The sequence below is a fragment of the Saccharopolyspora indica genome, assembly GCF_027853965.1.
Lineage (GTDB): Bacteria > Actinomycetota > Actinomycetes > Mycobacteriales > Pseudonocardiaceae > Saccharopolyspora > Saccharopolyspora indica.
In genome coordinates this window covers 130,473-153,517 of record NZ_JAQGLB010000006.1, presented here as the reverse complement: position 1 = coordinate 153,517, position 23,045 = coordinate 130,473, and the positions used below count along the sequence as shown (strand labels likewise).

Below are 23,045 nucleotides of genomic sequence, written 5' to 3'. Positions count from 1 at the left end.
GCGGAAGCGACATGGTGGTTCAGTCGTCGTCCTCGTCTTCTTCGTCCTCGAACACGGTGGCCTGCGAGCCGCGCAGCACGATGTCCCACTTGTAGCTCAGCGCCCACTCCGGCACCGTCGTGTCCAGGTCGAAGCGGGAGATCATCCGCTCGCGGGCCTGCTCGTCGCGCACCGAGTTGAAGATCGGGTCCTGGCCGAACAGCGGGTCGCCGGGGAAGTACATCTGGGTGATCAGGCGCTGGGTGAACGCCTGCCCGAACAGCGAGAAGTGGATGTGCGCCGGGCGCCAGGCGTTGTCGTGGTTGCGCCACGGGTAGGCGCCGGGCTTGATGGTGACGAACCGGTAGTTGCCGTCGGCGTCGGTCATGCACCGGCCGGTGCCGGAGAAGTTCGGGTCCAGCGGTGCCGGGTGCCGGTCGCCCTGGTGCAGGTAGCGGCCCGCCGAGTTCGCCTGCCAGATCTCCACCAGCGCGTTGGGCACCGGCTTGCCGCCGGAGTCCAGCACCCGGCCGCTGACGACGATCCGCTCGCCCAGCGGCTCCCCGTCGTGCTGGACGGTGAGGTCGTGGTCGTGCTCGCCGCAGCGGTCCTGGCCCAGCAGCGGGCCGGTGATCTCGGTGAGGTAGTGCGGCAGGTACTGCAGCGGCTGCTTGGGGTGGCGCAGCGCCGACGAGCGGTACTCGGGGGTGTCCAGCGCCGGGTGGGACGGCTCGTCGCGCTGGTACTCCGGCAGGATCAGCCCGGCTGGCGACCGGGATTCGTGAGCGATCATGCTGTCCCGCCTCTCCGAGATTCACAGTGGTGGTTGAGTTGGGGAGTGATCTTGCGTTGTGGAGGTTTCTTGTGGCTGGGTCGCGTCACGGTCCCCTGGGGTGCGGTTGAGCGCGACTCCGGTTGACACGAGGGGTGTCGGGCAGCTTCTCGTGCTCTGCTCATTCGATGGTGGCCTTCAGCTCCCGCAGGACCGCCAGCTCGGTCTCGGTCGGCGGCGCCAGCTCGGTGGGCACGTCGACGGCCTTCAGCGGCCACCCGACGGCGGCGCGCGCCTGCTCGACGGTGGCGCCGGGGCTGAGCTGGGTGAGGGTGAGCTCGCAGGTGTCCGGATCGGGTTCCAGCACGCCCAGGTCGGTGATCACCTTGACCGGTCCGCGGCCGCGCAGCCCGAGCGCCTCCCGGTCGCCCTTGCCGGTGCCGTAGCCGACGGAGGTGACGAAGTCGAGCCGGTCGACGAAGCTGCGCGGGCTCATCCGCATCACGATGAGCACCTCCCGGCAGGACGCGGCGATCTCCGGAGCGCCACCGGCACCGGGCAGCCGGACCTTCGGGTCGGCGTAGTCGCCGCCGATGACGGTGGTGTTGATGTTGCCGAACCGGTCGACCTGCGCGCCACCGAGGAAACCGATGTCGATGCGGCCGGGCTGCAGCCAGTAGTTGAAGATCTCCGGCACGCTGATCACCGAATCGGCGGTGTCGGCGAGCACGCCGTCGCCGATGGACAGCGGCAGCCGGTCGGGCTTGGCGCCCAGCGTGCCCGACTCGTAGATCAGCACCAGGTCGGGGGCGTGCGTGCGCCGCGCCAGGTTGGCCGCGGTGCTGGGCAGGCCGATGCCGACGAAGCAGGCCGCCCCGTCGCGCAGCGACCGCGCCGCGCCGACGGTCATCATCTCGTCCGCGGTGAACTCGGTCGTCATCGCGCGCTCCTCTCCGGCTCGACCACGGTCTCCAGCCAGTCGGCGAACCTCTCCCGGTCCCGGCCGATCGGATCCCACTGCTGGTAGTAGGCGTTGTCGCGCTCGTAATAACCCTGCGCGTAGGACGGGTGCGCGCCACCCGGGACCTCGGCGACGGCGGTGACGACCCACTGCGGCAGCACCACCGCGCCGGGCCGCGGGGTCAGCTCGTCGACGATCTCCTCGACGGTCACCAGCGAGCGCTTCGCGGCGAGCACGGTCTCCTTCTGCACGCCGGTGATGCCCCACATCTGCACGTTGCCCGCCCGGTCGGCCTGCTGCGCGTGGATGATGCCGACGTCCGGGTTGAGCGCGGGCACGGCGGTCAGCTGCTCACCGGTGAACGGGCACTCGATCGGCTTGATCGTGTCGGTCTGCGCGGGCAGGTCGGTGCCCCGGTAGCCGCGCAGCACCGCGAAGGGCAGCCCGGAGGCGCCTGCGGTGTAGCGGTTGGCCATCCCGGCGTGGCTGTGCTCCTCGATCTCCAGCGGGACCGGCCAGGAGTTCTGGATGGCGTCGCGGAACCGGTGCAGCGAGCCGACGCCGGGGTTGCCGCCCCAGGAGAACACCAGCTTGCGCGCGCAGCCGGCGCCGATGAGCTGGTCGTAGACGATGTCGGGCGTCATCCGGATCAGCGTGAGGTCCTTGCGGCCCTGCCGGATGATCTCGTGCCCGGCGGCGACCGGGATCAGGTGGGTGAAGCCCTCCAGGGCGATGGCGTCCCCGTCGTGGACGAGCTCCGCGATCGCTTCGTCGAGCTGCAGGATGCGTGCCACCCCGACCACTCCTCGCTTGTGCGCATAGTGAACACGTGTGCTTTCTGCGAACGATATGCGCGCGGTTCGACCCAGGTCAAGGACGCGGCCCCGGATCTCGGCGCGTTGAGGGCATGAAAAAGCACCGCGAACGGACGTTCCGTCGCGGTGCGGACCTGTGGGTCAGGAGCGGTGGGTCAGAGGTCGCCGGTCTCCGGCAGGCCGTCGGAGGGGAGTCCGAAGACGGCGATGGCGGCCTCCGCGGCCGCGGTCGCCTGCAGGTATCCGGTCTCGCCCCAGGAGAGCAGGTCGCCGACCTTGCCGGGGTGCACCAGCAGCCGCCGGTAGGTGCGGCCGCTGTCCGGGTCCGGCGCGGCCGGGTGCACCAGGCTGATCACGGCGGCCATCCGCACCTGCGCGTACGGCGCGATGCCGTCGTCCACGCACTGGTAGCCCAGGTAGTGCGGCTCGTCGATGTCGACGGTGACCTCTTCCATGGTCTCCCGCCGCAGGATGTCGCGGTACTCGACCTCGCCCGGCTCGGGACGGCCGCCGGGCAGCGTGTGCTTGCTGCCGTCCACCCGCAGCAGCACCCGGCCGTCGGGAACGAAAAGGAACCCGTACACCTGCCGCACCGGCAGACCCTCGGGCACGGAGCAGGTGTGCCAGCTGAACCTGGGCATCGGCGCATCCCTCCCACGACGCTGAGAAAGATCACCTTAGCTGAGAACACCCGCCAACCGCGCGATCGCCGCGCTCCGTTCGGCGGAAGTCGAGATCCGTCTTGCCTGCTGAGGCGGGGGTTGCCAGGTCCGCTCGGACTCGATCGGCTTGCTCCATCCGGAGGACTTCGCGGACGTGCGGGCGGGTTCCGCCGTTCGCCACCGCGGGAAGCGGGTGACCGCCCCTGGTGTCAGGCCTCGCTGCGGATGCCGAGTCGTGCGCAGGTCTTGGCGTCGAGGTAGTCGAGGGCGAGGCGGCGGAAGACGTAGTCCGGCAGCGAGTGGGCGTAGCCGATGTCCGGGTCGGGCACCGGGCCGCGCGGCTCGAACTGCGCGCCTGCGTACTTGGCCACGTAGGACTCCAGCGGCACGCCGTGCTGCAGGCCCAGCGAAACCGCGGCGAACAGGCTGTCCAGGAAGCCGCTGAGCGGACTGCCCTGCTGGTCGATGCTCACCCAGATCTCGCCGAGCGTCCCGTCCGGGTAGGCGTTGGTGGTCAGGTGACCGGCGACGCCGCCGATGTCGAACCGGACGGTGTAGCCGCGACGGCGCCGCGGCGGGTGCTTCCGGGCGGCGCCCTGATCCATCCGGATGAGCTGGCGCCTGCGCTGCGCCGAGGCGACGTCGGTGCGGGCCATGCCGGGAGGGCTCCTTCGGATCGGTCGTCCTTTATGGACGATCACGGACCGTACCGCAGCGGTGCGGCGCGGCCTCGTTCGGGTTGTCGCTTCAACGCCGCCGACGCGCGAGCAGCGCTCCGTCCGACAACGCGACGTCGGTACCGAACTCGGTGCTGATCCGGGTGAGCGTGGCGCGCAGCCATTCGGTGTCGGCGGCCGAGGCCTGGTGCAGGCGCATCCGCCTCGCCTGCATCGGCACCATGCGCAGCTCGGCCAGTTCGCCGGTCGGCTCCAGCGAGGCGAAGAACAGCAGGCGGAGGTCGTCCCGGTAGCGCTCGTAGCCGGGGATCCCCTCGTAGTCGTCGATGAGATCGCCGCAGCCGTAGAGCACCAGCCGCCCGCGGTAGACCTCGATCGGCCGCGGGTGGTGCGAGGAGTGCCCGTGCACCACGTGCACCCCGCCGTCGATCAGCCGGTGCGCGAAGCCGATCTGCTCCGCGGTCGCGGGGTACTGCCAGTTGGTGCCCCAGTGCAGCGAGACGACCACGAGGTCCCCGGGCCTGGTCTGCTCGCGGATCTCGGCGGTGAGCTGGTCGGCCCGCCGGTCGGAGAGATCCGGCAGGAAGTTGACGCCCGAGCGCTGCGAGGTCGCCGCCCAGCCGCCGGGGATCCCGCTCGAGGCGGCCCCGCAGCCGAACACCGCCACCCGCCCGTGCGGCGTGCCGACGAGCACCGGGCGGTGCGCTTCGGCGGCATCGCGCCCGGCACCCGCCCAGCGCAGTCCGGCGCGGGACAGCGCGTCGAGCGTGTCGGCCAGTCCCTGGCGGCCGAAGTCGAGCACGTGGTTGTTCGCCAGGTTGCACACGTCCGGGCGGGCCACGCGCAAGCAGCCCACGTTGGCCGGGCTCATCCGGTAGTGCAGGCCCTTGTCCGCGGCGAAGTGGTCGCCGCGGGTGATGCTGGACTCCAGGTTGATCACCCGCACGTCCGGCGCGAACTCCTCGATGATCCGCAGCGCACGGCCCCAGGGCCAGGAGTAGCCGACCGGGCAGCGGATCGGGCCGCTGTGCTCCTCGGCGGCCGCGACGTAGCTGCGCGCGTCTTGCAGGTAGTGCTCGTGCAGCGCGGGATCGCCGGGGTGCGGCAGGATCTGGTCGACGCCGCGACCGGGCATCACATCGCCGCACAGGAACAGCTTCACGGCGCCAGCACGATCCAGACCTGGCCGGGGCCGACCGGCAGGGGCTCGCCGGACGGACCGGTGTAGGTGGCCGCGGCGTCCGGGGCCGGGCGGGACCAGGTGCCCTCGAAGGCGCGGCCGTCGCGCAGCAGCACCACCGCACCGGTGCCCACCGTCTCGGCGATCGGCGAGGGGTTGCCCGCCGCGTCGCGGATGGCGGATTCGCGTTCCCGCACCTGCTGGATCACCACGGTCGGCGGGCTGAGGCGACCGGTGTCGGCCGCCGCGTAGGGCTCGCCGTCCATCGAGACCTGCCACCGCTGGTCCGGCTGCGACCAGGAGAACTCCACCGCGGCGGACGGGAAGTGGACCTCGTAGTGGTCGGTCGGGGTGCCGCCTGCCGGGACCGGCCCGGTGACCAGCCGGTTCTGGAGCGGCCAGTCGGCACCGGGCGGCAGCTCGGCGGGGTCGAGGAACAGGTTGTGCGGCACCGGGCGCGTGCTGTCGCGGGAGTAGGCACCGGGCTCGTTGGCGTCGGAGGCATCGGTCAGCGGGGCCGCGGCGATCCGGGGGAGCAGTTCGGGTGCCGCGCCGGAGTAGGCCAGGGTCGGGTGGCCGAACTGGGGCAGCAGCTCGGCGTCGGTCTCCCGCGCGCTGCGCACCGGGCCGATCCGGGGCGGCAGCTGCCCGGCGAAGATCGCCAGCAACCGGCTGTAGCCGCCTTCGACCGGCTCGACGTAGATGAGGTTCGCCGCGCCGATGCCGACCGGTGGGCGCGCGGCCGCCACGTTGTCGATCTTGACCGCCAGCACCGGCATGGCGGATTCCGCCCGCGGTGGCTCGCACGCGACGCCGCCGAGCACCACGAGCAGGATCAGCGCTGCGGCGTACAACGCGCGCAGCAATCCGCGCCGCATCGAAAGGTCCTCTCCGGAACCCAGGTTACGCCGGTCAGCGCCAGGCGAAGACCGGCTGCTCCAGGTCGGCGACCCTGGTGTGCCGGTCGTGCAGCACGACCTCGCGGAACTGGTGCAGCACGGCCGCCGTCGGGGCGTGCACGAGGGTGTCCAGCATCGGCAGCTGGATCACCGGGCGGTCCGATTCGGCGATTCGCACGAACCGCGGCGCCACGTCGAGGTCGGTCAGCGGCACCAGGTCGACGCCGGCCACCTCGGCGGGATTGGGCGCCAGCCGCGGCGCCTCGCCGATCCACACCACGATCGGCGTGATGACGTAGCCGGAGCGGGTCGCGTAGTCGTCCAGCCTGCCGAGCACGTCGTGCTCGGGTGCGCTCACGCCGAGCTCTTCGCGCAGTTCGCGCAGCGCGGCCTGCGGTGCGTCCTCGCCCGGGTCCACCCGGCCGCCGGGCAGCGCGAACTGGCCCGCGTGCGCGCGCAGCGTCGCGGCCCGCCGCGTGACCCAGACGCCGAGCTCACCGTTCTCGCTGGCCAGCGCGATGGTCACCGCCGCGGCCCGGCGGTCGTGCAGCGGGATGTGCGTGGCGGGGAACCGGCTCAGGCGCGCGGCGATGTGGCGGCGGGCTGCACCGGGGTCTGGCATCGGGGTTCCTCTCGCCTGGAGCGTGCGCACCTGCATTTTTGCACGGAATTGCGAAATAAGTTAGTCTCGCTAACCGTCAACCGGGGCAGTTCTCGTCCGCGGCGCCGATCGCGCCGGGCGATTCGAACCGAGTGCAGCGCCGCACCCCCGACCTGCTCGCGAGGAGTTCCCTTGACCGAGGCACAGCCGAGCTCGCTGGTGCGCACCCTGGCATCGGCGCTGTGGTTCCCGATGTTCTTCATCGTCGGGTTCATGGTCTGTTACTTGTTGCCGTTCCACGCCCCGGCACCGCACGACATGCCGATCGCGGTGGTCGGCGACCAGGCCGCGCAGCAGCTCGCAGCGTCCTTCGAGCAGAAGATGCCGGGCGGTGTCGACGTCTCGGCCGTGCCCGACGTGCAAGCGGCGCGAGAGGCGATCACGCAGCGCGACGCCGTCGCCGCCTACGATCCGGCGCACGGCGAGCTGTTCTACGCCAAGGCGAATGGTTCGGCGTTGCAGATGGTGCTGCAGCAGATGTTCACCCCGGTCGCCTCCGCCACCGGGCACCACCTGGTGCTGACCGACCTGGCGCCATCGGCACCGGGCGATGTGATGGGCACCGGGCTGTTCTACTGCTTGCTCGCGCTGAACATCCCGCCTTACATCACGGTGATGATGCTGCTGCGGGCCGCGCTGAGCACCCGGCAGAAGCTGCTCGCGCTCGTCGGGGTGGGCGCTTTCGGGTCGGTCGTCTGCTACTTCGCGGCGCTGTCCATGGACGTCGTCCACCCCGAGCCCGCCCTGATCCTCATCGGCTTCCTGCTCACGCAGGCGGTCGCCTGGCCGACGTTCGGCTTGGTGCCCTATGTCAAGCAGTTCATCCCCGGCGTGGCGATGGGCCTGTTCGTGCTGCTGAGCATGCCCTCCAGCAGCGGGGCCATCCCGAAGGAGCTGGTGCCGGAGTTCTTCCAGTCGCTGCACCGGTTCCTGCCGCTCGGGCAGGCGGTCGACTCCATGCGCGGGATCCTGTACTTCGACGGGGCAGGTGCGCTGCCCGCGGTTCTCGGCCTGTGCGCGTGGTTCGCGGTGGGCGCGGCGCTGGTGGCCTTCAACCAGGTGCGGGCCAAGCGGAAGCGGGCAGCCGATCCCGAGGTGGTGACCACCGCGGGCACCTACGAGTACGAGGACGACGGCGATGTCGTCGTGGATCCGGTGCTGGAGGCGCCGAAGCCCCGGCACCACCGCACGCTGGCGGGAACCGTTCGCGGCGTTGACGGGCGAGGCGTGCCCGGAGCGATCGTGACCGTGACCGATGCCAGCGGTGTGCAGCTGGCGCATCTGGTGACCAGCGGCGCGGGCGAGTACGAGGTGCACGACCTGCCCGGGCAGCACGTGACCGTCGTCGCTTCGGCGGCGGGGATGCGGCCTGCTGTGGACCGGATCATGGTCCGGGCCGGGCGGATCGACGGGTGCGACTTCGTGCTGGCCGCCGAGGAGCAGGTGCGCGTCTAGAGCAGCTTGATGTCGTCGATGAGCCAGCGCTCTTCGACGCGCAGGAGCGTCATCTGCATCCGGTTGCGGTCGATGCGGGGCTGGGGGTTGTTGACGTTGGTGATCTCCTGGTCGACGAACAGCGTCACCACGGCTCGCTGGAGATCGGCCTCGGCGATCCCGGCGGAGAGCACCGAGCCCTTCGACACCGCGCGGTTCTGCCTGATCAGCTCGGTCAGGCTGGCGCTGATCTCCCGGTACTGCTCGGCGAACTGACCGTGCGAGTTCGCGGTGATGGCGGCGAAGTTGCGGTCCAGGTGCGTGAAGTCGTAAGTGGACAGGTCCGAGGCGTAGGTGCGCGCCGCTTCCAGCGCGGTGCGGCGGGCGTCTTCGACGGCGCGCGCCTGGTGCAGCTGGAGCCCGAAAGTGCCCAGCAGCGCGAGGACGGCGACGAGCAGGGCGATGGCCAGCAGGACCTTCGGCCGGCGGATCCGCTTCGGTTCTCCGGAGGTGTCGGTCATCAGCGAACTCCTTGCAGCGGGACGGAATACCAGGACCGCGGGCCGAGGACGGCCGCCTGGCCGCCCGCGGTGCCGAGCCGGAAACCGGCCGGGGTCTGACCGGTGGCCGGGTCGTAGGTGGTCATCGCCGGGCGCGGGGCGTTCGCCGCGCCGCGCTGGCCGAGGTCGGGTTGATCGCCCGGGCAGTGCCGGTCCAGGTCCGCTTCGCGGGGCTGGACCGCGGTGGGGGAGCGGCGTTCGGTCGCGGTGGCGCAGATCGGGCCCTGGGTGCCGATCAGGTAGAGGTCCGCGGTGTCGCCGTGCACCACTGAACCGAGCCCGGACAGCGCCTCCGGCAGCGAGATGAGCAGCTGGTCCAGGGCCGGGGCGCGGACCGCGACGATCTGGCCGGTGGTGACCAGGTTGCCCAGCAGCGCGGTCGTGGCGGGGTCGTTGCGCGCGAACAGCTCCGCGAGCCGCTGGGTGGCGGCGGGCGCGGTGTCCAGGAGCCGGTCGAGCTGCGGCTGGTGACCGCGGATCTGCGCGGTCAGCGAGCGCAGACCGGCGGCCAGGTCGCGGATCCGGTCGCCGCTGGGGCCGGTCAGCTGGCGGCTGCCGGTGACCAGGCGGTCGAGCTGGGGCCGGTGCTCGCGCGCGGTTCTCAGCAGGATCGCGGAGTTGTCCAGGATGCGGGTCAGCTCGGGGCCCTTGCCCGCCAGTCCGGTGGCCAGCGCTTCGGTGACCGCGGAGACGTCCTCCGGCCGCAGCTGCTCGGTGAGCTCGGTGAAGTGCACCAGCAGGGTGTCCAGCGGGATCGGGCGCCGCGTGCGCTCAGCTTCGATGACGCTGCCGTCGCGGAGGTGGGGCCCGGAGTCGCTGGCGGGCTGCAGGTCCACGGTCTGCACCGCCAGCGGGGTGGCCATGCTGATCACCGCGTCGCTGTCGGCCGGGACGAGCGTGCCGGGGTGCAGCACGAGCTGCACCGAAACCCCGTTCCCACCGGGGTCGATGCGGACATCGGCAACGGTGCCGACGACCACGCCCCGGTAGGTGACCTGCGAGCTCGGGGTGATCGACGCCGCGTCGGGCAGGCGCACGGTCACCAGGACCGGATCGCGCAGCGCCCCCGTCCCGGCCACGTTGGTGATCACGTAGTAGGTGCACGCGATGCTGATCACCAGGAACAGCGCGAGCTGGGCCAGGACGAGGCGGCGGTTCACCGGGCACCTCCGCGCAGGATCGCGTCGACGCCGCCCGCGGCGGGCGGTGGCATCGGTGCTCCGGGAGCGAGCAGCTGCACCACGGTGCCCGGCACGTCGAGCGTCCCGTTGAACAGCACGTAGTCACCGGGCGTGGCCTGCTGGATCAGGGCGAAGAAGCGGCGCAGCGAGTCCACCGTGGTCGCCAGCCCGCCGTCGAGCGAGCGCAGGTCGGCCAGCACCGGCCGGAACTCCTCGACCTGCCTGATCAGCGACTCGTCGGTCCGCTCCACCAGCGAGGCGGTGGTGGCGCTCAACGCGGCGGTGCTGTCCAGCAGCGTCGTGAACCGCTCGCGCTCGGCCAGCAGCACGTCGACCGCGGGCCGCACCTCGGTCAGGGCGGCCTCCAGCGTGGCCTGCTCGCCCGCCAGGTGCTGCGAGGTCGCGTGCACCGAGTCGATCAGCCGGGTGAGCTCTGCTCGGTGCTCGTCCAGGGAGGCCAGGGTTCGCTCCAGATCGCCCAGCAGGCCCCGGACCTGCTGCTCGCGGCCGCTGAGCGCGGTGTTGAGCTCGGTGATCACGGTTCGCGCCTGGTCGAGGCCCGCGCCGTTGAGCAGGGTGCTGGCCGCGGCGAGCGCGTTCTCCACGTCCGGGCCCCGGGAGGTCTGCTCGAGCGGGATCACCGAGCCGTCGGTGAGCACCGGCCCGCCCGGCGCGGGCGGTGGTTGCAGGACGACGAACTCCTCGCCCAGCGGCGAGGCGAGTTCGAGGCGCGCGGTGGTGCCGGCCGGCAGCCGCACCCCGGGTTCGAGGTCGAGCTCGACGAGCGCGCGGAAGTTCTCGGTGCCGATGTCCGACACGCTGCCCACCACGGCCTGGCCCAGCCGCACCGCGCCGCCCATCGGCAGCCTGCCGACGTCGCTGAACACCGCGGTGACCTGGTAACCCGAGCCACCGGTTCCGATGGGCGCGTTCTGCAGGCTGAGCCCGCAGGACGTGGTCAGCAGCACCGAAGCGAGCGCGAGGCGTTTCACCGGTCACCTCCCAGCACCGCGCGCAGCGGCTCCAGATCGGGCGGGAACGGCACCGGGTTGGTGATGCCCGCCCCGGTGCACAGCGGCAGCGGCAACTCGCGGCACAGGCGCGCGGTGGTGTCGAACTGGCTGAGGTTGGTGGAGAGGTCCAGCCGCAGCCGCAGCCGCTGGTCCGGGGTGATGGCGCGGGTGAAGTTGTCCATCGTCAGCGGCATCGTGTCCAGCGTTTCGGCCAGCTCCCGCTGCCGGTCGGCCAGCGTGCCCGCGAACCGGGCCAGCTGCCCCAGATCGCCGTCGAGCTGCTCGCCGTGGCCCCGCACGAGCTCGTCGACGGCCAGCAGCACGTCGGACAGCTTCGCGAGGGCATCGCCGATCTCGCCTTGCTGCGCTTGGAGATCCGCCCCGGCCTGGGCGGTGGAAGCGGCGAGCGAATCGACCGTGTCGCGGTGCTGCAGCAGCAGCTGGACCAGCCGGTCGAGGTCGTCCACCACCGCGCCGAGGTCGCCGCTGCCCGCGGCCAGCACCTCGCTGGCCCGCGACAGCTCGGTGATCGCATCGCGGATCTGCGGACCGCGGCCGTCGAGCGCGGCCGCGCTGCTGCGCAGCAGGCCGTCCAGCACACCGGGGTCGGCACCGGAGGGGCCGAAGGCGGCCAGCAGCGAGTCCAGCGACGCCGCCAGCTGGTCGAACCGGATCGGGGAACGGGTGCGGTGCACCGGGATCAGCGCGCCATCGGCCAGCCGCGGGCCACCGGTGTGCGCCGGGCCCAGCTCGACGTAGCGATCGCTGATGATCGCCGGGCTCATGATGTAGGCGCGTGCGTCGACGGGCAGCGCGGTGTCGGCGGGCATGCTCATCCGCACCCGCACCGTCGCGCCCTGCGGCTCGACGGAGTCCACCCGGCCCACCGCGACGCCGAGGATCGCCACCCGGCTGCCGGGGAAGATGCCGTCGGCGAAGGTGAAGTCGGCGGTCACCCGCAGCTGCGGGCGCGGCGCCAGCAGGGTGAACCAGGCGCCGGTGACCAGGACGGCCAGCACGCAGCAGACGATCAGCAGCTTCCGGCTCATCGGCACCCCTCGAACAGCCCGGCCGCGCAGAGCACGTTGTCCGGCACCGGTCCCAGCGGTGCCGAGACGTCGGCCCACGGCCCGTTCCCGGTGGCGTTGGCCAGGTACCGGCCGGCGGGCCCGAGCCGCCGCAGGCTCTCGCCGATGGCCTGGTCGTTGCGCGCCAGCGAGTCGGTGAGCGCGTGCAGGTCCGCCAGCAGCGGATCCAGCACGTCGCGGTTGTCCACGACCAGCCGGTGCAGGTGGTCGACGACGGTGTGCACGTCGGTGATCAGCTGGCGGACCACGGTCCGGCGCTGCTGCAGCGTGTCCACGACCAGCTGCGCGTCGCCCAGCAGCGCCACCAGGGTGTCCTGCTGCTCGATGAGGGTCGTGGTCAGGGTCCGGGTGCTGCGCAGCAGTTCCTGAAGTTGCGCACCGCGCTGGCCGATGACCGCCGAAGCCGTGGCCACTCCGTCGAGCGCGTCGCCGAGCAGCTCCGGATCCTGCGGCGTCACCTCCTCCAAGGTCCCGATCATGCGGCGCAGCTGGGGCAGGTCGAGGCCTTCGGCGGTGGCTTTCGCGTCGGACTGGAGCTCGTCGAGGCCGTAGGGCACCGAGGTCCGGCTCAGCGGGATCGTCGCGCCGGGGGACAGCTGTCCCGGCCCGGCGGAATCCACGCTCAGGTACCGGGTTCCGAGCACCGTGCGGAGCTTGATCGAGGCGCCCGTGCTCCCGCCGAGGACCTGCTCGCCGTCCAGCCGGAACGACACGCGCACCCGGTCCCCGGCCAGCGCCACACCGGTCACCCGGCCCGAGGGCACCCCGGCCAGCATGACCTGGGTGCCCTCGGTGAGTCCGGCGGCGTTGCCGAACTCGGCGTGGTACTCGTCGGTTCGCAGCGCGAACAGCACCCTGGGCGCGGCCACCGACGCGGCGAGCACCAGCAGCACCACGACCGCACCGATCGCGCCGTTGACCAGGACCTTCCTCATCGGCACACCTCCGTGTGCGGGCCTGCCCCGACGTCCACCTGGACGTCGTCGACGGCGATGCTCAGGTTGCAGAGGTAGACGTTGACCCAGGACCCGTAGCTCGTCGCGCGGTCGAGGGTGTTCAGGAACGCGGGCATCTCCTGCACGGCACCGTCGATCCGCGCCTGGTCGCGCACCAGCATCGCGGTGATCTCCCGCACCGAGCGCACGTCGCGGGCCAGCTGCGGGCCGAGGCCGTCGAGCAACCGGGCCAGCGAGCCGGCGACTTCCGCGCCGCTGTCGACGGCCGCGGCGATGGTCTCCCGGCTGGCTGCGGTCTCCGCCGCCAGCCGCCCGAGTCCGTCGACGAGCCCGCGCAGGTCCTCGCGCCGCTGCTGCACCGCGGCCAGCACGGTGTTGAGGTTGTCGATCACCTCGCCGAGGATCTCGTCGCGGGCGGCCAGGGTGCCGGTCAGCGACACGATCCGCGTCAGCAGCGCGGTCACGGTGCCGCCCTCGCCCTGGAAGACCGCGACGATCTCGCGCGCCAGCTGGTTGACCTGCGCGGGCTCCAGCGCTTCGAAGAGCGGTTTGAAGCCGTTGAGCAGCACGGTGAGATCCAGCGCGGGCCGGGTGCGCTGCACCGGGATCGTCGCGCCCGGCGGCAGCGGTGGTCCGCCATGGCCCGGGGTCAGCGCCAGCGAGCGGGCGCCGGTGAGGTCGGCGTAGCGGACCACGACGAGCCCGGTGGCCGGAACGGGTTGCCCGGTGCGGACTTCGAAGTCCACTTCGGCGAGCCCGTTGCGCGCGGCGACCGCGGTCACCGTCCCGACCCGCACCCCGGCGACGGTGACGTCGCTGCCCGGCTGCAGACCTGCCACGTCGGTGAACACCGCTCGGTAGGGCACCGTCGGGCCGGTCAGCGGATTCGTCAGCGTGTTCACCACGACGACACCGCAGAACAGCGACACGACGACGAAGGCGGTGAAGCGGAGTGCGGGTTTCACGGCGTGAGGACCTCCGTTCCGCGCACCAGCGGGCCCAGCAGCAGGCCCAGCGAATCGTTGGCGGGCGGCTGCCCGGGCAGCAGCGGCGCGAGCCGGCGCAGCGCGTCGCGCTCCTGCGGACCGCCCACCGGGCCGATCGGGCCGCGCGCGCAGTTCGGCCCGGACATCCCCGGATAGCGAGGGCAGTCCTCGGGGCCGTAGGGATGGGGGCGGTGCAGCGTCACCGACATGCGGATCTTGAAGAAGCCGGTGGACAGCGAGCGGTTCGCGCCGTCGAGGAAGGCGTTCAGGCCGTCCACGCTCTCGCGCACCGCGCCCGGATGACGCCCCAGCACGTCTGCGACCGGGTCGGCCGAGCGCACGAGGTGGATGATCCGCTGCGAGTTCGCATCGACGAACCGCCGCGACTGATCGGTGAGCGCCAGTCCGGCCCCGAGCAGATCGCCGATGTCCTGCTCGCGCCGCACGACGGTGCCCGACAGGGCGACGGCGTCGTCCAACGCGCGCACCGCCTCCGGTGCGGCTGCGGCGATGTCGTCGGCGAGCGCGGCGATGTCGGTGAGGTCTTCGCCGGTCAGCGGCGGGTCGGCGGTCAGCTGGGAGGCGTCGTCGAGCAGTCCGCCCAGCTGCTCGCCCCGGCCGCGCAGCGCCTCGGCGAGCGCGGCGAGCGAGACCTGCAGCTGCGCCGGTTTCAGCGAATCGACCAGCTGGTAGAGGCGGCTGTAGGAGTGGTAGAGCTGCATGGTCGGCCGCGAGTCGTCGGCGGCGAGCTCGGCACCGGGAGCCAGCTCCGCGCCGGTGGAGCTCTCGGGCGCGAGGAGGTCGAGGTACTGGTCGCCGAACACGGTGCGCGGCATCAGCCGGACCCGGACGTCGCCGGGGATGTCGGCGAAGCTGCCGGGTTCCATCCGCAACGTCAGCCGGGAACCGAACGGCCCGGGCTCGATGGCGGCCAGCCTGCCGACCCGCACTCCGCGGTACTGGACGGGCGTTTCCGGCCGGATCAGCCCGGCGGCGGCCGGAAGCGCCGTGGTGACTTCGGGTTTCGCGCGCAGCGCGCCCGCGCCGCCGAGCACCACCAGCACCGCCACCAGCAACAGCAGGAGCAGCCCCACCGCCCCTCGGGCGGCGAGCGTCCGGCGCGCGTGCTCGGTCATGTCATATCCCCAGCACCGGCAACGTCGGCCGCACGCCCCAGAAGGCGATGCTCAGCAGCACGTCGGCGACGGTGATCGTCACGATGCTGGTGCGCAGCGCGCGCCCGGCGGCCTTGCCGACGCCTTCCGGGCCGCCGCTGGCGTAGTAGCCGTGGGCGCAGTGCACCAGCGTCACCACGATCGCGAACGCCACGGCCTTGACCAGCGAGAAGAACACGTCGTCGGCGGTGAGCACGAGCCGGAAGTAGTAGTTGTAGGTGCCTTCGGAGACGCCGTTGAGCTGCACCACGGCGATCCCGGTGGCCAGGTAGGAGGCGAACAGGCCCACCAGGTAGAGCGGGATCACCGACAGGAACGCCGCCATCATCCGGGTGCTGACCAGGTACGGCAGCGAGCGCACCGACATCGCCTCCAGCGCGTCGATCTCCTCGGAGATGCGCATCGCGCCCAGCTGCGCGGTGAACCCGGTGCCGACCTTGGCGGCGAGCGCGATGCTGGCCACCAGCGGCGCGATCTCGCGGGTGTTGACCACGGCGGCGGCCAGCCCGGTCATCGGCGAGAGCCCCAGCAGGTCCAGCCCGCGGTAGCCCTCCAGCCCGACCTGGGTGCTGGAGACGAACGACATCGCGAACACCACGCCGATCGTGCCGCCGCCTGCCAGCAGCGAGGCCGAGCCGAGGCTGATCTCGCCGACCAGCCGGGCCACGTCGCGCCGGTAGCGGGCCAGCACGTGCGGGATGGCCGCGATCGCCTTGAGGTAGCAGGTGAAGTGCAGGCCCGCGGCGGCCAGCAGGTCGACCGCGGACCTGCGCCGCGGGGCCGCCATCAGTACTCGCCCTTCGCGGGCACCAGCAGCGGGTAGAGCTCGGTGATCACCGCGTTGGCGACGAAGACCAGGATGAACGAGATCACCACGGCCTCGTTGACGGCGTTGGCCACCCCGCCCGGCCCGCCTCTGGCGGTCAGGCCCTTGAAGCAGGACACCAGCGCGGCCAGCACCGCGAACACCGCGGCCTTCAGCAGCGCCACGACGAAGTCCGGCACCCGGGAGAACTGCGTCAGGGTGCGCAGGAACGCACCCGGCGCGTCGCCGAGCACCAGGACCTGGAACAGGAACGTCGTGGTGATGCCGACCAGCAGCACGATGCACGCGAGCAGCGCGTTGACCACCATCGCGGCCACCACCCTGGGCACCACCAGCCGTTCCACCACCGGCAGGCCCATCACCTCCAGGGCGTCGACCTCGTCGCGGATCTTGCGCGCGCCCAGGTCCGCGCACATCGCCGAGCCGCCGACACCGGAGATCATCAGCGCGCAGATCAGCGGCGCGGCCTGGCCGACGATCACGAAGGCCACCACCGCGCCGCCGTAGCCCTGCGCGCCGAGCTGACCGGCCAGCGAACCGACGTTGAGCGCCACCACGACGCCCAGCGGGATCGTCACCAGCAGCGCGGGGAGGGTGGTGACCGAGGCCAGGAACGCGGCCTGCCGCAGGAATTCGGCGAAGTTGAACCGGGCCCGCCGCGCGGCCCGGAAGGCGGCCGCGGCGGTGCGCACCGCGAAGTCCAGGAGCAGGCCGGCCTGCAGCAGAGCGTCGGCGATCGGACCGCGAGTGGTGGGCAATCCCCGGTGCATCCGGCACTCCTCCCCGTCGAGGTGCCTGCAGGACCTGGAACGAGCGCACGGCTGGAGTTGTTGCGGGTGGTGGTCGGAGCGGACCCGTTCGGCCGAGTCCGGTCGAGGTGGCCGTGCGGACCACGTTCTGGGGTCCGTCGCCCGGATGTCAATGCCCGCCACCCGAATGCCGCGCGCCCGGTCGGACCGGGATCAGCGGCCCGCGAACCGGGTTCCGCGCTCCTCAAATAAGTCCACTGTGGATGTTCAGATCATTTGTCCAATGTGGATCTAGTGGCTTCCGTTCGGGTTCGAACACCGGCTCGACGCAGGGAAAACGGCGATATGCGGCTCGTCCTGCGGTGCCGCTGCGCTGCTCATACGATTCCGGTTGCGCCTCCTGACCAGGGGATAGGAGGAGAGTCGATGGTCCTGTCGCCGCCCGAAGGCACGACATCCGGGGAGGATTCCGGCCACCCGAACAGCGTCGCACGTTCGGGTGATTTTCCGCGCAGTGCGGCGGTGCTCGCGCGGATGCGCTCGGAGAACTTCCCGGTCGCGTCCCGGATCCTGCCGCACGGCCTGCGACGGCACCTGCACGCGCTCTACGGGTTCTTCCGGCTGGTCGACTTCGCCGGGGACGAGGCGCCGGGCAACCGCGAGGCGCTGCTGGACTTCCTGGAGGTCGATCTCCGCCGCGCCTACCAGGACGCGGCCCGCATTCCCATCCTGCGCGCCCTGACCACCACGGTCGCCGAGTGTGCCATCCCGTACGACGTGCTGGTCAAGTTGATCGAGGCCAACCGCCAGGACCAGCAGGTGCGCCGCTACCGGACCTTCGACGACCTGCTCGACTACTGCGCGCTGTCGGCCAACCCGGTCGGCGAAGCGGTGCTGCACGTCTTCGGCCGGGCCGAACCACCGCTGGTGGCGCTGTCCGACCGGATCTGCAGCGCGCTGCAGATCCTGGAGCACTGCCAGGACATCGCCGAGGACTACCGCCAGGACCGGGTCTACCTGCCGACCGAGGACATGCGGCGGTTCGGCTGCCAGGAACCGGACCTGGCCGCGGTGCGCGCCCCGACCCGGCTGCGCGGACTGGTCAAGCACGAGGTGGACCGCGCGCGGCGGATGCTCGAAACCGGTGCGCCCCTGGTCGGCTGCTTGTCCGGCACGGCCCGGGTGGCCGTCGCCGGCTACCTGGCCGGGGGCCGGGCGACCGCGGCGGCCTTCGCCCGGGCCGATCACGACCCGCTGGGACGTGACGTGCGGCCGAGCCGGGCGCGCACGTTCGCCGAATGGGGGCGGTTGTACGTGTTGGGAGGGGCGCGGTGACCGAAACGACGCGAGTCCACGACGCCTATCTGGAGTGCGAGCGGATCACCCGGGAGCAGGCGCGGAACTTCTCCTACGGGATCCGCCTGCTGCCCGGCCCGAAGCGGCGGGCGCTGTCGGCGGTCTACGCCTTCGCCCGCCGCGTCGACGACATCGGCGACGGGCAGCTGCCCAGCGAGGAGAAGCTGCGCCTGCTCGCGCTGGCGCGCGAGGACGTTCACGCGACCAGCACCGATTCGGTGGACCCGGTGCTGGTCGCGCTCGCTGACGCGGCCGAACGCCTCCAGGTCCCGCTGGGGCCGTTCGACGAGCTGATCGACGGCTGCGAGGCGGACGTGCGCGGTGCGCGGTACCGGACGTTCGACGAGCTGCTGCACTACTGCCGGTGCGTGGCCGGATCGATCGGGCGCCTGTCGCTGAGCGTGTTCGGCGTCCTCGACGAGGTCACCGGCGAACGCCGCGCCGACGCGCTCGGCGTCGCCCTGCAGCTGACCAACATCCTGCGCGACGTCCGCGAGGACCACCTCGACGGGCGGGTGTACCTGCCCGCCGAGGACCTGGTGCGCTTCGGGGTCAGGCTGGAGCCGGGCGGCGGGCTGACCGAGGACGAGCAGCGGTGGGCCTCGCTGATCCGCTTCGAAGCCGCGCGGGCCGAGCAGTGGTACGGCGACGGGCTGCGCCTGCTGCCCATGCTCGACCGGCGCAGCCGGGCGTGCTGCGCGTCGATGGCCGGCATCTACCACGAGCTGCTCTCGCGCATCGCCGCCGACCCGGGCACCGCCCTGAGCCACCGGACTTCGCTGTCGGGCTGGCGCAAGGCAGGCGTCGCGGCGCGGTCCCTGGCGGGGATGGCGCCGTGAGCCGCGGGCGCGTGGTGGTGGTCGGCGGCGGCCTGGCCGGGGTGACCGCGGCGCTGGACCTGGCCGAGGCGGGTTTCGCGGTCGAGCTGCTGGAGACCCGGTCGCGGCTCGGCGGCGCCACGTACTCCTTCCAGCGCGGTGACCTGGTCGTCGACACCGGCCAGCACGTCTTCCTGCGCTGCTACACCGCCTACCTCGACCTGCTGCGGCGGCTTGGGGCTCAGGAGGCGATCAGCGTCCAGCGCCGGTTCCAGGTCCCGGTGCTCAGCCCGTCCGGCCGCGCGTCGCTGCTGCACCGCTGGAACCTCCCGGCACCGGGCCACCTGCTGCCCGCGTTGCTGGCGTACCGGCAGCTGACCGCGGCCGAACGCGCAAGGGTGGCGCGAACGTCGCTGGCGCTCAGGAAGCTCGACCCGGACGATCCCGCGCTGGACGAGGTCAGCCTCGGCGAATGGCTGCGCCAGCACGGCGAATCGCCGCGCGCGGTGACAGCGCTGTGGGGACTGCTCGCGGTGGCCGCGCTCAACGCGGTCCCCGACGAGGCCTCGATGTTGCTGGCCGCCAAGGTCTTCCGCACCGGCGTGCTGGATCGCAGCGACAGCGCCGACATCGGGATCCCGCGGGTCCCGCTGGCGCAGCTGCACGGCGACGCCGCCCAGCGCGCCCTGCTGGCCGCCGGTGCCGAAGTCCGGGTGCGCTGCCGGGCGCGGGCGATCCGGCGCGCTGGTGCGGGTTTTCACGTGTTCGCCAAGGAAGGCGCCACCAGCTGCGAGTTCTCGGCGGACGCGGTGGTCCTGGCGGTGCCGCACCAGGTGGCCGCCGGGCTGCTCGCGGACCTGCCGGTGCCCGGCGCCGCGCAGTGGGCGCGGCTGTCGGCCGCACCGATCGTCAACGTGCACCTGCACTACGACCGGCAGGTCACCGGGCTCCCGATGGCCGCTGTCCTGGATTCGCCGGTGCAGTGGGTCTTCGACCGCAGCGCGATCTCCGGCGCGCCGCACGGCCAGTACCTGGCGATCTCCCTGTCGGCGGCCGAGGAGTACGTCGACCGGCGCACCGAGGACCTGCGCGCGCTGTTCGTCCCGGCCCTGCAGCAGCTGTTCCCGCGCGCCCGGCAGGCGCGGCTGCTCGACTTCTTCGTCACCCGCGAACCCAGCGCCACCTTCCGGCAGGCACCCGGCACCGCGGCGATCCGCCCGGACGCGCGAACCCCGGTGCCGGGCCTGGTGCTGGCCGGTGCGTGGACGGGCACCGGCTGGCCCGACACCACGGAAGGCGCGGTGCGCAGCGGTGCGCGCGCGGCCCAGGTGGTGACCGCCGACCAGCGTCGGCACCACGGCGTGGAGGTGACCGCATGACGACAGTCCTGCCGTCGGCACTGCTCACCGCGCGGGAATCCGTCGACCCGGTGCTGCGCCGCGCGGTCGCCCAGCTCGACCCGGGCACCCGCCGCGTGTGCGAGTACCACTTCGGCTGGCGGGGCGTCGACGGTTCCCCCGAAGGCGGTGGCGGCAAAGCGCTGCGCCCGGCGATGGTGCTGCTGTCGGCGCAGTCCACCCGCCCACCGGGGGCGCCCGATCAGGCCGTCGCCGCCGCCGCGGCGGTCGAGCTGGTGCACAACTTCTCGCTGCTGCACGACGACGTGATGGACGGCGACACCTCCCGCCGCCACCGGGCCACCGCCTGGACCGTCTTCGGCAGGCCCGCGGCGCTGCTGGCGGGCGACGCGCTGCTGTCGCTGGCCACCGAGGTGCTGCTGGACTCGACCTCACCGCACGCCGCAGCCGCGGCCCGCTCGCTGGCGGTCACCACCCGCGTGCTGATCGCCGGGCAGGCCGCGGACCTGGACTTCGAGCAGCGCCACGACGTGACCCTCGACGAGTGCCTGCGCATGGCGCACGACAAGACCGCCGCGCTGCTGGCCTGCGCGGCCTCGATCGGGGCGCTCAGCGCCGGGGCGCCGCAGGAGGCGGTGTTCGGCCTGCACACCTTCGGCACCGAGCTCGGGATGGCCTTCCAGCTGGTGGACGACCTGCTGGGCCTGTGGGGAGACCCGGAGGTCACCGGCAAACCGGTGCTGTCGGACCTGCGCGCCCGCAAGAAGACCGTGCCCGTGGTGCACGCGCTCAACTCGGGCACCACCGCGGGCGATCGCCTGCGCGAGCTGTACGCGCGGCCCGAACCGCTCACCGAGCAGCAGCTGCGCGAAGCCGCCGAGATGGTGCAGCGCGCCGGATCGGCGGAGTGGACCCGTCAGGAGTGCCAGCGCCGGCTGACCGCCGCGGGCGACCACCTGCCGCGCGGCCCGCAGGACGTCGCCGAGGCCCTGACCGAACTCGCCACGTTCATCGTACGGAGGAAGCTTTGACCGATCAGCTGCAGAAGCAGGCCACCCGCGCGCTGGTGATCCCCGACCCGCGGACCGCGCTGGTCGCCGCCCGCGACCACCTGCTGTCCCGGCAGCACCCGGACGGCTGGTGGAAGGGCGAGCTGGAGACCAACGTGACCATGGACGTCGAGGACCTGCTGCTGCGGCAGTTCCTCGGCATCCGCACCGCGGTGGAGACCGAGCAGGCGGCCCGCTGGATCCGCTCCCAGCAGCGCTCCGACGGCACCTGGGCCAACTTCCACGGCGGGCCGGGCGACCTGTCCACCACCGCGGAGGCCTACACCGCGCTCAAGCTGGCCGGCGACGACGTCGACGCCGAGCACATGAGGGCCGCGCGCGACTGGATCCTGGCGCAGGGCGGGCTGGAAGCCACCCGGGTGTTCACCCGGATCTGGCTGGCGCTGTTCGGCGAGTGGTCCTGGGACGAGCTGCCCGCGATGCCGCCCGAGGTCGTGCTGCTGCCCAGCTGGTTCCCGCTGAACGTGGCGGACTGGGCGTGCTGGGCCCGCCAGACCGTGGTGCCGCTGACCGTGGTGTGCACGCTGCGCCCGAGGCGGGAGCTGGGCATCACCGTCCGGGAGCTGCGCACCGGCCGCCGCCCCGAGCCCGCTCGCGCCGAGTGGTCCTGGAGCTACGGGTTCCACCTGCTGGACCGGGTCCTGCACCGGTACCAGAAGCGCCCGCTGCGGACGTTGCGCAAGCACGCGATGCACCGCGCCGCGGAGTGGATCGTGGCGCGCCAGGAGGCCGACGGGTCCTGGGGCGGTATCCAGCCGCCGTGGGTGTACTCGCTGCTGGCGCTGCACCTGCTCGGCTATCCGATGGACCACCCGGTGCTGCGGCAGGGCCTGGCCGGGCTGGAGCGGTTCCTGATCCGGGAGCAGACCTCCGACGGCGTGGTGCGGCGGCTGGAGGCCTGCCAGTCCCCGGTGTGGGACACGGTGCTCGGCGTGCAGGCGCTGCACGACGCCGGTGTGCCCAGCGCGCACCCGGCGCTGCGCCGGGCGACCGACTACCTGCTGGCGGAGGAGATCCGCGTCAAGGGCGACTGGTCGGTCCGCCGCCCGGACCTGCCCGCGGGCGGTGGCTGGGCGTTCGAGTTCGACAACGACGGCTACCCGGACATCGACGACACCGCCGAGGTGCTGCTGGCCCTCGACCGCATGGATCACCCGGACCAGGTCGCGGTGCGGGGCGCGATCGAGCGCGGCGCGCGCTGGCTGCGCGGCATGCAGTCGGCCGACGGCGGGTGGGGCGCCTTCGACGCCGACAACACCCGGCAGCTGGTCCGCAAGCTGCCGTTCTGCGACTTCGGCGAGGTGATCGACCCGCCGTCGGCCGACGTCACGGCGCACGTGGTGGAGGCGCTGGCGGCGCTGGGGCACGACGACGAGGTCGTCCGGCGCGGCGTGAAGTGGCTGCTGCGCAACCAGGAGAAGGACGGTTCCTGGTTCGGCCGCTGGGGCGCCAACCACGTCTACGGCACCGGCGCGGCGGTCCCGGCGCTGGTGCGCGCCGGGTTCAAACCCGAGCACCGGGTCCTGCGGCGCGCGGCGAAGTGGCTGGAGGAGCACCAGAACGCCGACGGCGGCTGGGGCGAGGACATGCGCTCCTACGTCGACCCGGAGTGGATCGGCCGCGGTGACTCCACCGCTTCGCAGACCGGGTGGGCGCTGATCGCGCTGCTGGCCCTGGGACGGCACGAGACCGACGCGGTCCAGCGCGGCGTGCAGTACCTGGCCCGCACTCAGCGCGCGGACGGCGGTTGGGACGAGCCGCAGTTCACCGGTACCGGCTTCCCCGGCGACTTCTACATCAACTACCACCTGTACCGGGTGATCTTCCCGCTGACCGCCCTCGGCAGGTACCACCGGGCCGGGCAGTGAG

Annotated in this window: 23 protein-coding genes; 6 read left to right on the top strand and 17 right to left on the bottom strand. The window is 72.4% G+C overall.

From position 1 onward, the window contains the following. Positions 1-19 precede the first annotated feature (19 nt). The 8 genes from pcaH to OU416_RS15815 form a co-directional block, all read right to left on the bottom strand. On the bottom strand, positions 20-772 hold the full coding sequence (gene pcaH / locus OU416_RS15850; protein WP_270927725.1) for a protocatechuate 3,4-dioxygenase subunit beta: 753 nt from the start codon (positions 770-772) through the stop codon (positions 20-22). 160 nt (positions 773-932) lie between these two features. Continuing rightward, positions 933-1,691, bottom strand: coding sequence for a CoA-transferase subunit beta (locus tag OU416_RS15845; protein ID WP_270927724.1), 759 nt, complete (start codon positions 1,689-1,691; stop codon positions 933-935). After that, positions 1,688-2,506: a CoA transferase subunit A gene (locus tag OU416_RS15840; protein WP_270927723.1), complete on the bottom strand. Its 819-nt coding sequence runs from the start codon at positions 2,504-2,506 to the stop codon at positions 1,688-1,690. Before OU416_RS15840 ends, OU416_RS15845 begins: the two co-directional genes overlap by 4 nt. A gap of 176 nt (positions 2,507-2,682) precedes the next feature. Beyond that, positions 2,683-3,168, bottom strand: coding sequence for an NUDIX domain-containing protein (locus OU416_RS15835; protein ID WP_270927722.1), 486 nt, complete (start codon positions 3,166-3,168; stop codon positions 2,683-2,685). 230 nt (positions 3,169-3,398) lie between these two features. After that, positions 3,399-3,845, bottom strand: a complete 447-nt coding sequence (locus tag OU416_RS15830; RefSeq protein WP_270927721.1) for a TSCPD domain-containing protein — start codon at positions 3,843-3,845, stop codon at positions 3,399-3,401. A 91-nt stretch (positions 3,846-3,936) separates the two neighbouring features. After that, positions 3,937-5,028, bottom strand: a complete 1,092-nt coding sequence (locus OU416_RS15825) for a CapA family protein (protein WP_270927720.1) — start codon at positions 5,026-5,028, stop codon at positions 3,937-3,939. Next, entirely contained in the window at positions 5,025-5,924 is a 900-nt protein-coding gene (locus OU416_RS15820) for a DUF3048 domain-containing protein (protein ID WP_270927719.1), read from the bottom strand. The genes OU416_RS15825 and OU416_RS15820 overlap by 4 nt, the downstream gene beginning before the upstream one ends. Positions 5,925-5,958: 34 nt before the next feature. Next, positions 5,959-6,567 (bottom strand): NUDIX hydrolase, encoded by a 609-nt coding sequence (locus OU416_RS15815; protein WP_270927718.1) that lies wholly within the window; start codon positions 6,565-6,567, stop codon positions 5,959-5,961. 171 nt (positions 6,568-6,738) lie between these two features. On the opposite strand from OU416_RS15815, the gene OU416_RS15810 reads away from it, so the two are divergent. Continuing rightward, positions 6,739-8,061: a carboxypeptidase regulatory-like domain-containing protein gene (locus tag OU416_RS15810; protein WP_270927717.1), complete on the top strand. Its 1,323-nt coding sequence runs from the start codon at positions 6,739-6,741 to the stop codon at positions 8,059-8,061. Here the strand turns inward: OU416_RS15810 and OU416_RS15805 are convergent. Genes OU416_RS15805 through OU416_RS15765 form a run of 9 tightly spaced genes read right to left on the bottom strand, consistent with a single transcriptional unit; the run spans position 8,058 to position 16,595 of the window. Beyond that, entirely contained in the window at positions 8,058-8,561 is a 504-nt protein-coding gene (locus tag OU416_RS15805) for a hypothetical protein (protein ID WP_270927716.1), read from the bottom strand. The genes OU416_RS15810 and OU416_RS15805 overlap by 4 nt on opposite strands. Continuing rightward, positions 8,561-9,760, bottom strand: coding sequence for an MlaD family protein (locus OU416_RS15800; protein ID WP_270927715.1), 1,200 nt, complete (start codon positions 9,758-9,760; stop codon positions 8,561-8,563). The genes OU416_RS15805 and OU416_RS15800 overlap by 1 nt, the downstream gene beginning before the upstream one ends. Continuing rightward, a complete protein-coding gene (locus OU416_RS15795) occupies positions 9,757-10,773 on the bottom strand; it encodes an MCE family protein (protein ID WP_270927714.1) in 1,017 nt (338 codons plus the stop codon). The genes OU416_RS15800 and OU416_RS15795 overlap by 4 nt, the downstream gene beginning before the upstream one ends. Then, on the bottom strand, positions 10,770-11,843 hold the full coding sequence (locus OU416_RS15790; RefSeq protein WP_270927713.1) for an MCE family protein: 1,074 nt from the start codon (positions 11,841-11,843) through the stop codon (positions 10,770-10,772). The genes OU416_RS15795 and OU416_RS15790 overlap by 4 nt, the downstream gene beginning before the upstream one ends. Beyond that, positions 11,840-12,817, bottom strand: coding sequence for an MCE family protein (locus OU416_RS15785; protein WP_270927712.1), 978 nt, complete (start codon positions 12,815-12,817; stop codon positions 11,840-11,842). The genes OU416_RS15790 and OU416_RS15785 overlap by 4 nt, the downstream gene beginning before the upstream one ends. After that, positions 12,814-13,803: an MCE family protein gene (locus tag OU416_RS15780; RefSeq protein ID WP_270927711.1), complete on the bottom strand. Its 990-nt coding sequence runs from the start codon at positions 13,801-13,803 to the stop codon at positions 12,814-12,816. Before OU416_RS15780 ends, OU416_RS15785 begins: the two co-directional genes overlap by 4 nt. Continuing rightward, positions 13,800-14,960, bottom strand: a complete 1,161-nt coding sequence (locus OU416_RS15775) for an MCE family protein (protein ID WP_270927710.1) — start codon at positions 14,958-14,960, stop codon at positions 13,800-13,802. Before OU416_RS15775 ends, OU416_RS15780 begins: the two co-directional genes overlap by 4 nt. A gap of 1 nt (position 14,961) precedes the next feature. Then, positions 14,962-15,786 (bottom strand): MlaE family ABC transporter permease, encoded by an 825-nt coding sequence (locus OU416_RS15770; protein ID WP_270927709.1) that lies wholly within the window; start codon positions 15,784-15,786, stop codon positions 14,962-14,964. Next, a complete protein-coding gene (locus tag OU416_RS15765) occupies positions 15,786-16,595 on the bottom strand; it encodes an ABC transporter permease (protein ID WP_270927708.1) in 810 nt (269 codons plus the stop codon). Before OU416_RS15765 ends, OU416_RS15770 begins: the two co-directional genes overlap by 1 nt. Positions 16,596-17,000: 405 nt before the next feature. Here OU416_RS15765 and hpnC point away from each other — a divergent pair, with 405 nt between their 5' ends. The 5 genes from hpnC to shc are packed head-to-tail and all read left to right on the top strand — an operon-like array spanning position 17,001 to position 23,044. After that, on the top strand, positions 17,001-17,909 hold the full coding sequence (hpnC, locus tag OU416_RS15760; protein WP_270927707.1) for a squalene synthase HpnC: 909 nt from the start codon (positions 17,001-17,003) through the stop codon (positions 17,907-17,909). Then, the gene (hpnD, locus tag OU416_RS15755) at positions 17,873-18,769 is read left to right on the top strand and encodes a presqualene diphosphate synthase HpnD (RefSeq protein ID WP_372907198.1); all 897 of its coding nucleotides are present in this window, start codon (positions 17,873-17,875) and stop codon (positions 18,767-18,769) included. The genes hpnC and hpnD overlap by 37 nt, the downstream gene beginning before the upstream one ends. Next, positions 18,766-20,127 carry a hydroxysqualene dehydroxylase HpnE gene (gene hpnE / locus OU416_RS15750; RefSeq protein ID WP_270927705.1) on the top strand — a complete coding sequence of 454 codons (1,362 nt, stop codon included), beginning with the start codon at positions 18,766-18,768 and terminating at the stop codon, positions 20,125-20,127. The genes hpnD and hpnE overlap by 4 nt, the downstream gene beginning before the upstream one ends. Beyond that, positions 20,124-21,137 (top strand): polyprenyl synthetase family protein, encoded by a 1,014-nt coding sequence (locus OU416_RS15745; protein ID WP_270927704.1) that lies wholly within the window; start codon positions 20,124-20,126, stop codon positions 21,135-21,137. The genes hpnE and OU416_RS15745 overlap by 4 nt, the downstream gene beginning before the upstream one ends. Continuing rightward, entirely contained in the window at positions 21,134-23,044 is a 1,911-nt protein-coding gene (gene shc / locus OU416_RS15740) for a squalene--hopene cyclase (RefSeq protein WP_372907199.1), read from the top strand. Before OU416_RS15745 ends, shc begins: the two co-directional genes overlap by 4 nt. Position 23,045 lies beyond the last annotated feature (1 nt).

Excerpts from the sequence above, each read along its gene's own strand:
- pcaH (WP_270927725.1), bottom strand. The coding sequence starts at position 772 with ATGATCGCTCACGAATCCCGGTCGCCAGCCGGGCTGATCCTGCCGGAG.
- OU416_RS15845 (WP_270927724.1), bottom strand. The coding sequence starts at position 1,691 with ATGACGACCGAGTTCACCGCGGACGAGATGATGACCGTCGGCGCGGCG.
- OU416_RS15835 (WP_270927722.1), bottom strand. The coding sequence starts at position 3,168 with ATGCCCAGGTTCAGCTGGCACACCTGCTCCGTGCCCGAGGGTCTGCCG.
- OU416_RS15830 (WP_270927721.1), bottom strand. The coding sequence starts at position 3,845 with ATGGCCCGCACCGACGTCGCCTCGGCGCAGCGCAGGCGCCAGCTCATC.
- OU416_RS15820 (WP_270927719.1), bottom strand. The coding sequence starts at position 5,924 with ATGCGGCGCGGATTGCTGCGCGCGTTGTACGCCGCAGCGCTGATCCTG.
- OU416_RS15815 (WP_270927718.1), bottom strand. The coding sequence starts at position 6,567 with ATGCCAGACCCCGGTGCAGCCCGCCGCCACATCGCCGCGCGCCTGAGC.
- OU416_RS15805 (WP_270927716.1), bottom strand. The coding sequence starts at position 8,561 with ATGACCGACACCTCCGGAGAACCGAAGCGGATCCGCCGGCCGAAGGTC.
- OU416_RS15790 (WP_270927713.1), bottom strand. The coding sequence starts at position 11,843 with ATGAGCCGGAAGCTGCTGATCGTCTGCTGCGTGCTGGCCGTCCTGGTC.
- OU416_RS15785 (WP_270927712.1), bottom strand. The coding sequence starts at position 12,817 with ATGAGGAAGGTCCTGGTCAACGGCGCGATCGGTGCGGTCGTGGTGCTG.
- OU416_RS15775 (WP_270927710.1), bottom strand. The coding sequence starts at position 14,960 with ATGACCGAGCACGCGCGCCGGACGCTCGCCGCCCGAGGGGCGGTGGGG.
- OU416_RS15770 (WP_270927709.1), bottom strand. The coding sequence starts at position 15,786 with ATGGCGGCCCCGCGGCGCAGGTCCGCGGTCGACCTGCTGGCCGCCGCG.
- OU416_RS15765 (WP_270927708.1), bottom strand. The coding sequence starts at position 16,595 with ATGCACCGGGGATTGCCCACCACTCGCGGTCCGATCGCCGACGCTCTG.
- hpnC (WP_270927707.1), top strand. The coding sequence starts at position 17,001 with ATGGTCCTGTCGCCGCCCGAAGGCACGACATCCGGGGAGGATTCCGGC.
- hpnD (WP_372907198.1), top strand. The coding sequence starts at position 17,873 with ATGGGGGCGGTTGTACGTGTTGGGAGGGGCGCGGTGACCGAAACGACG.
- OU416_RS15745 (WP_270927704.1), top strand. The coding sequence starts at position 20,124 with ATGACGACAGTCCTGCCGTCGGCACTGCTCACCGCGCGGGAATCCGTC.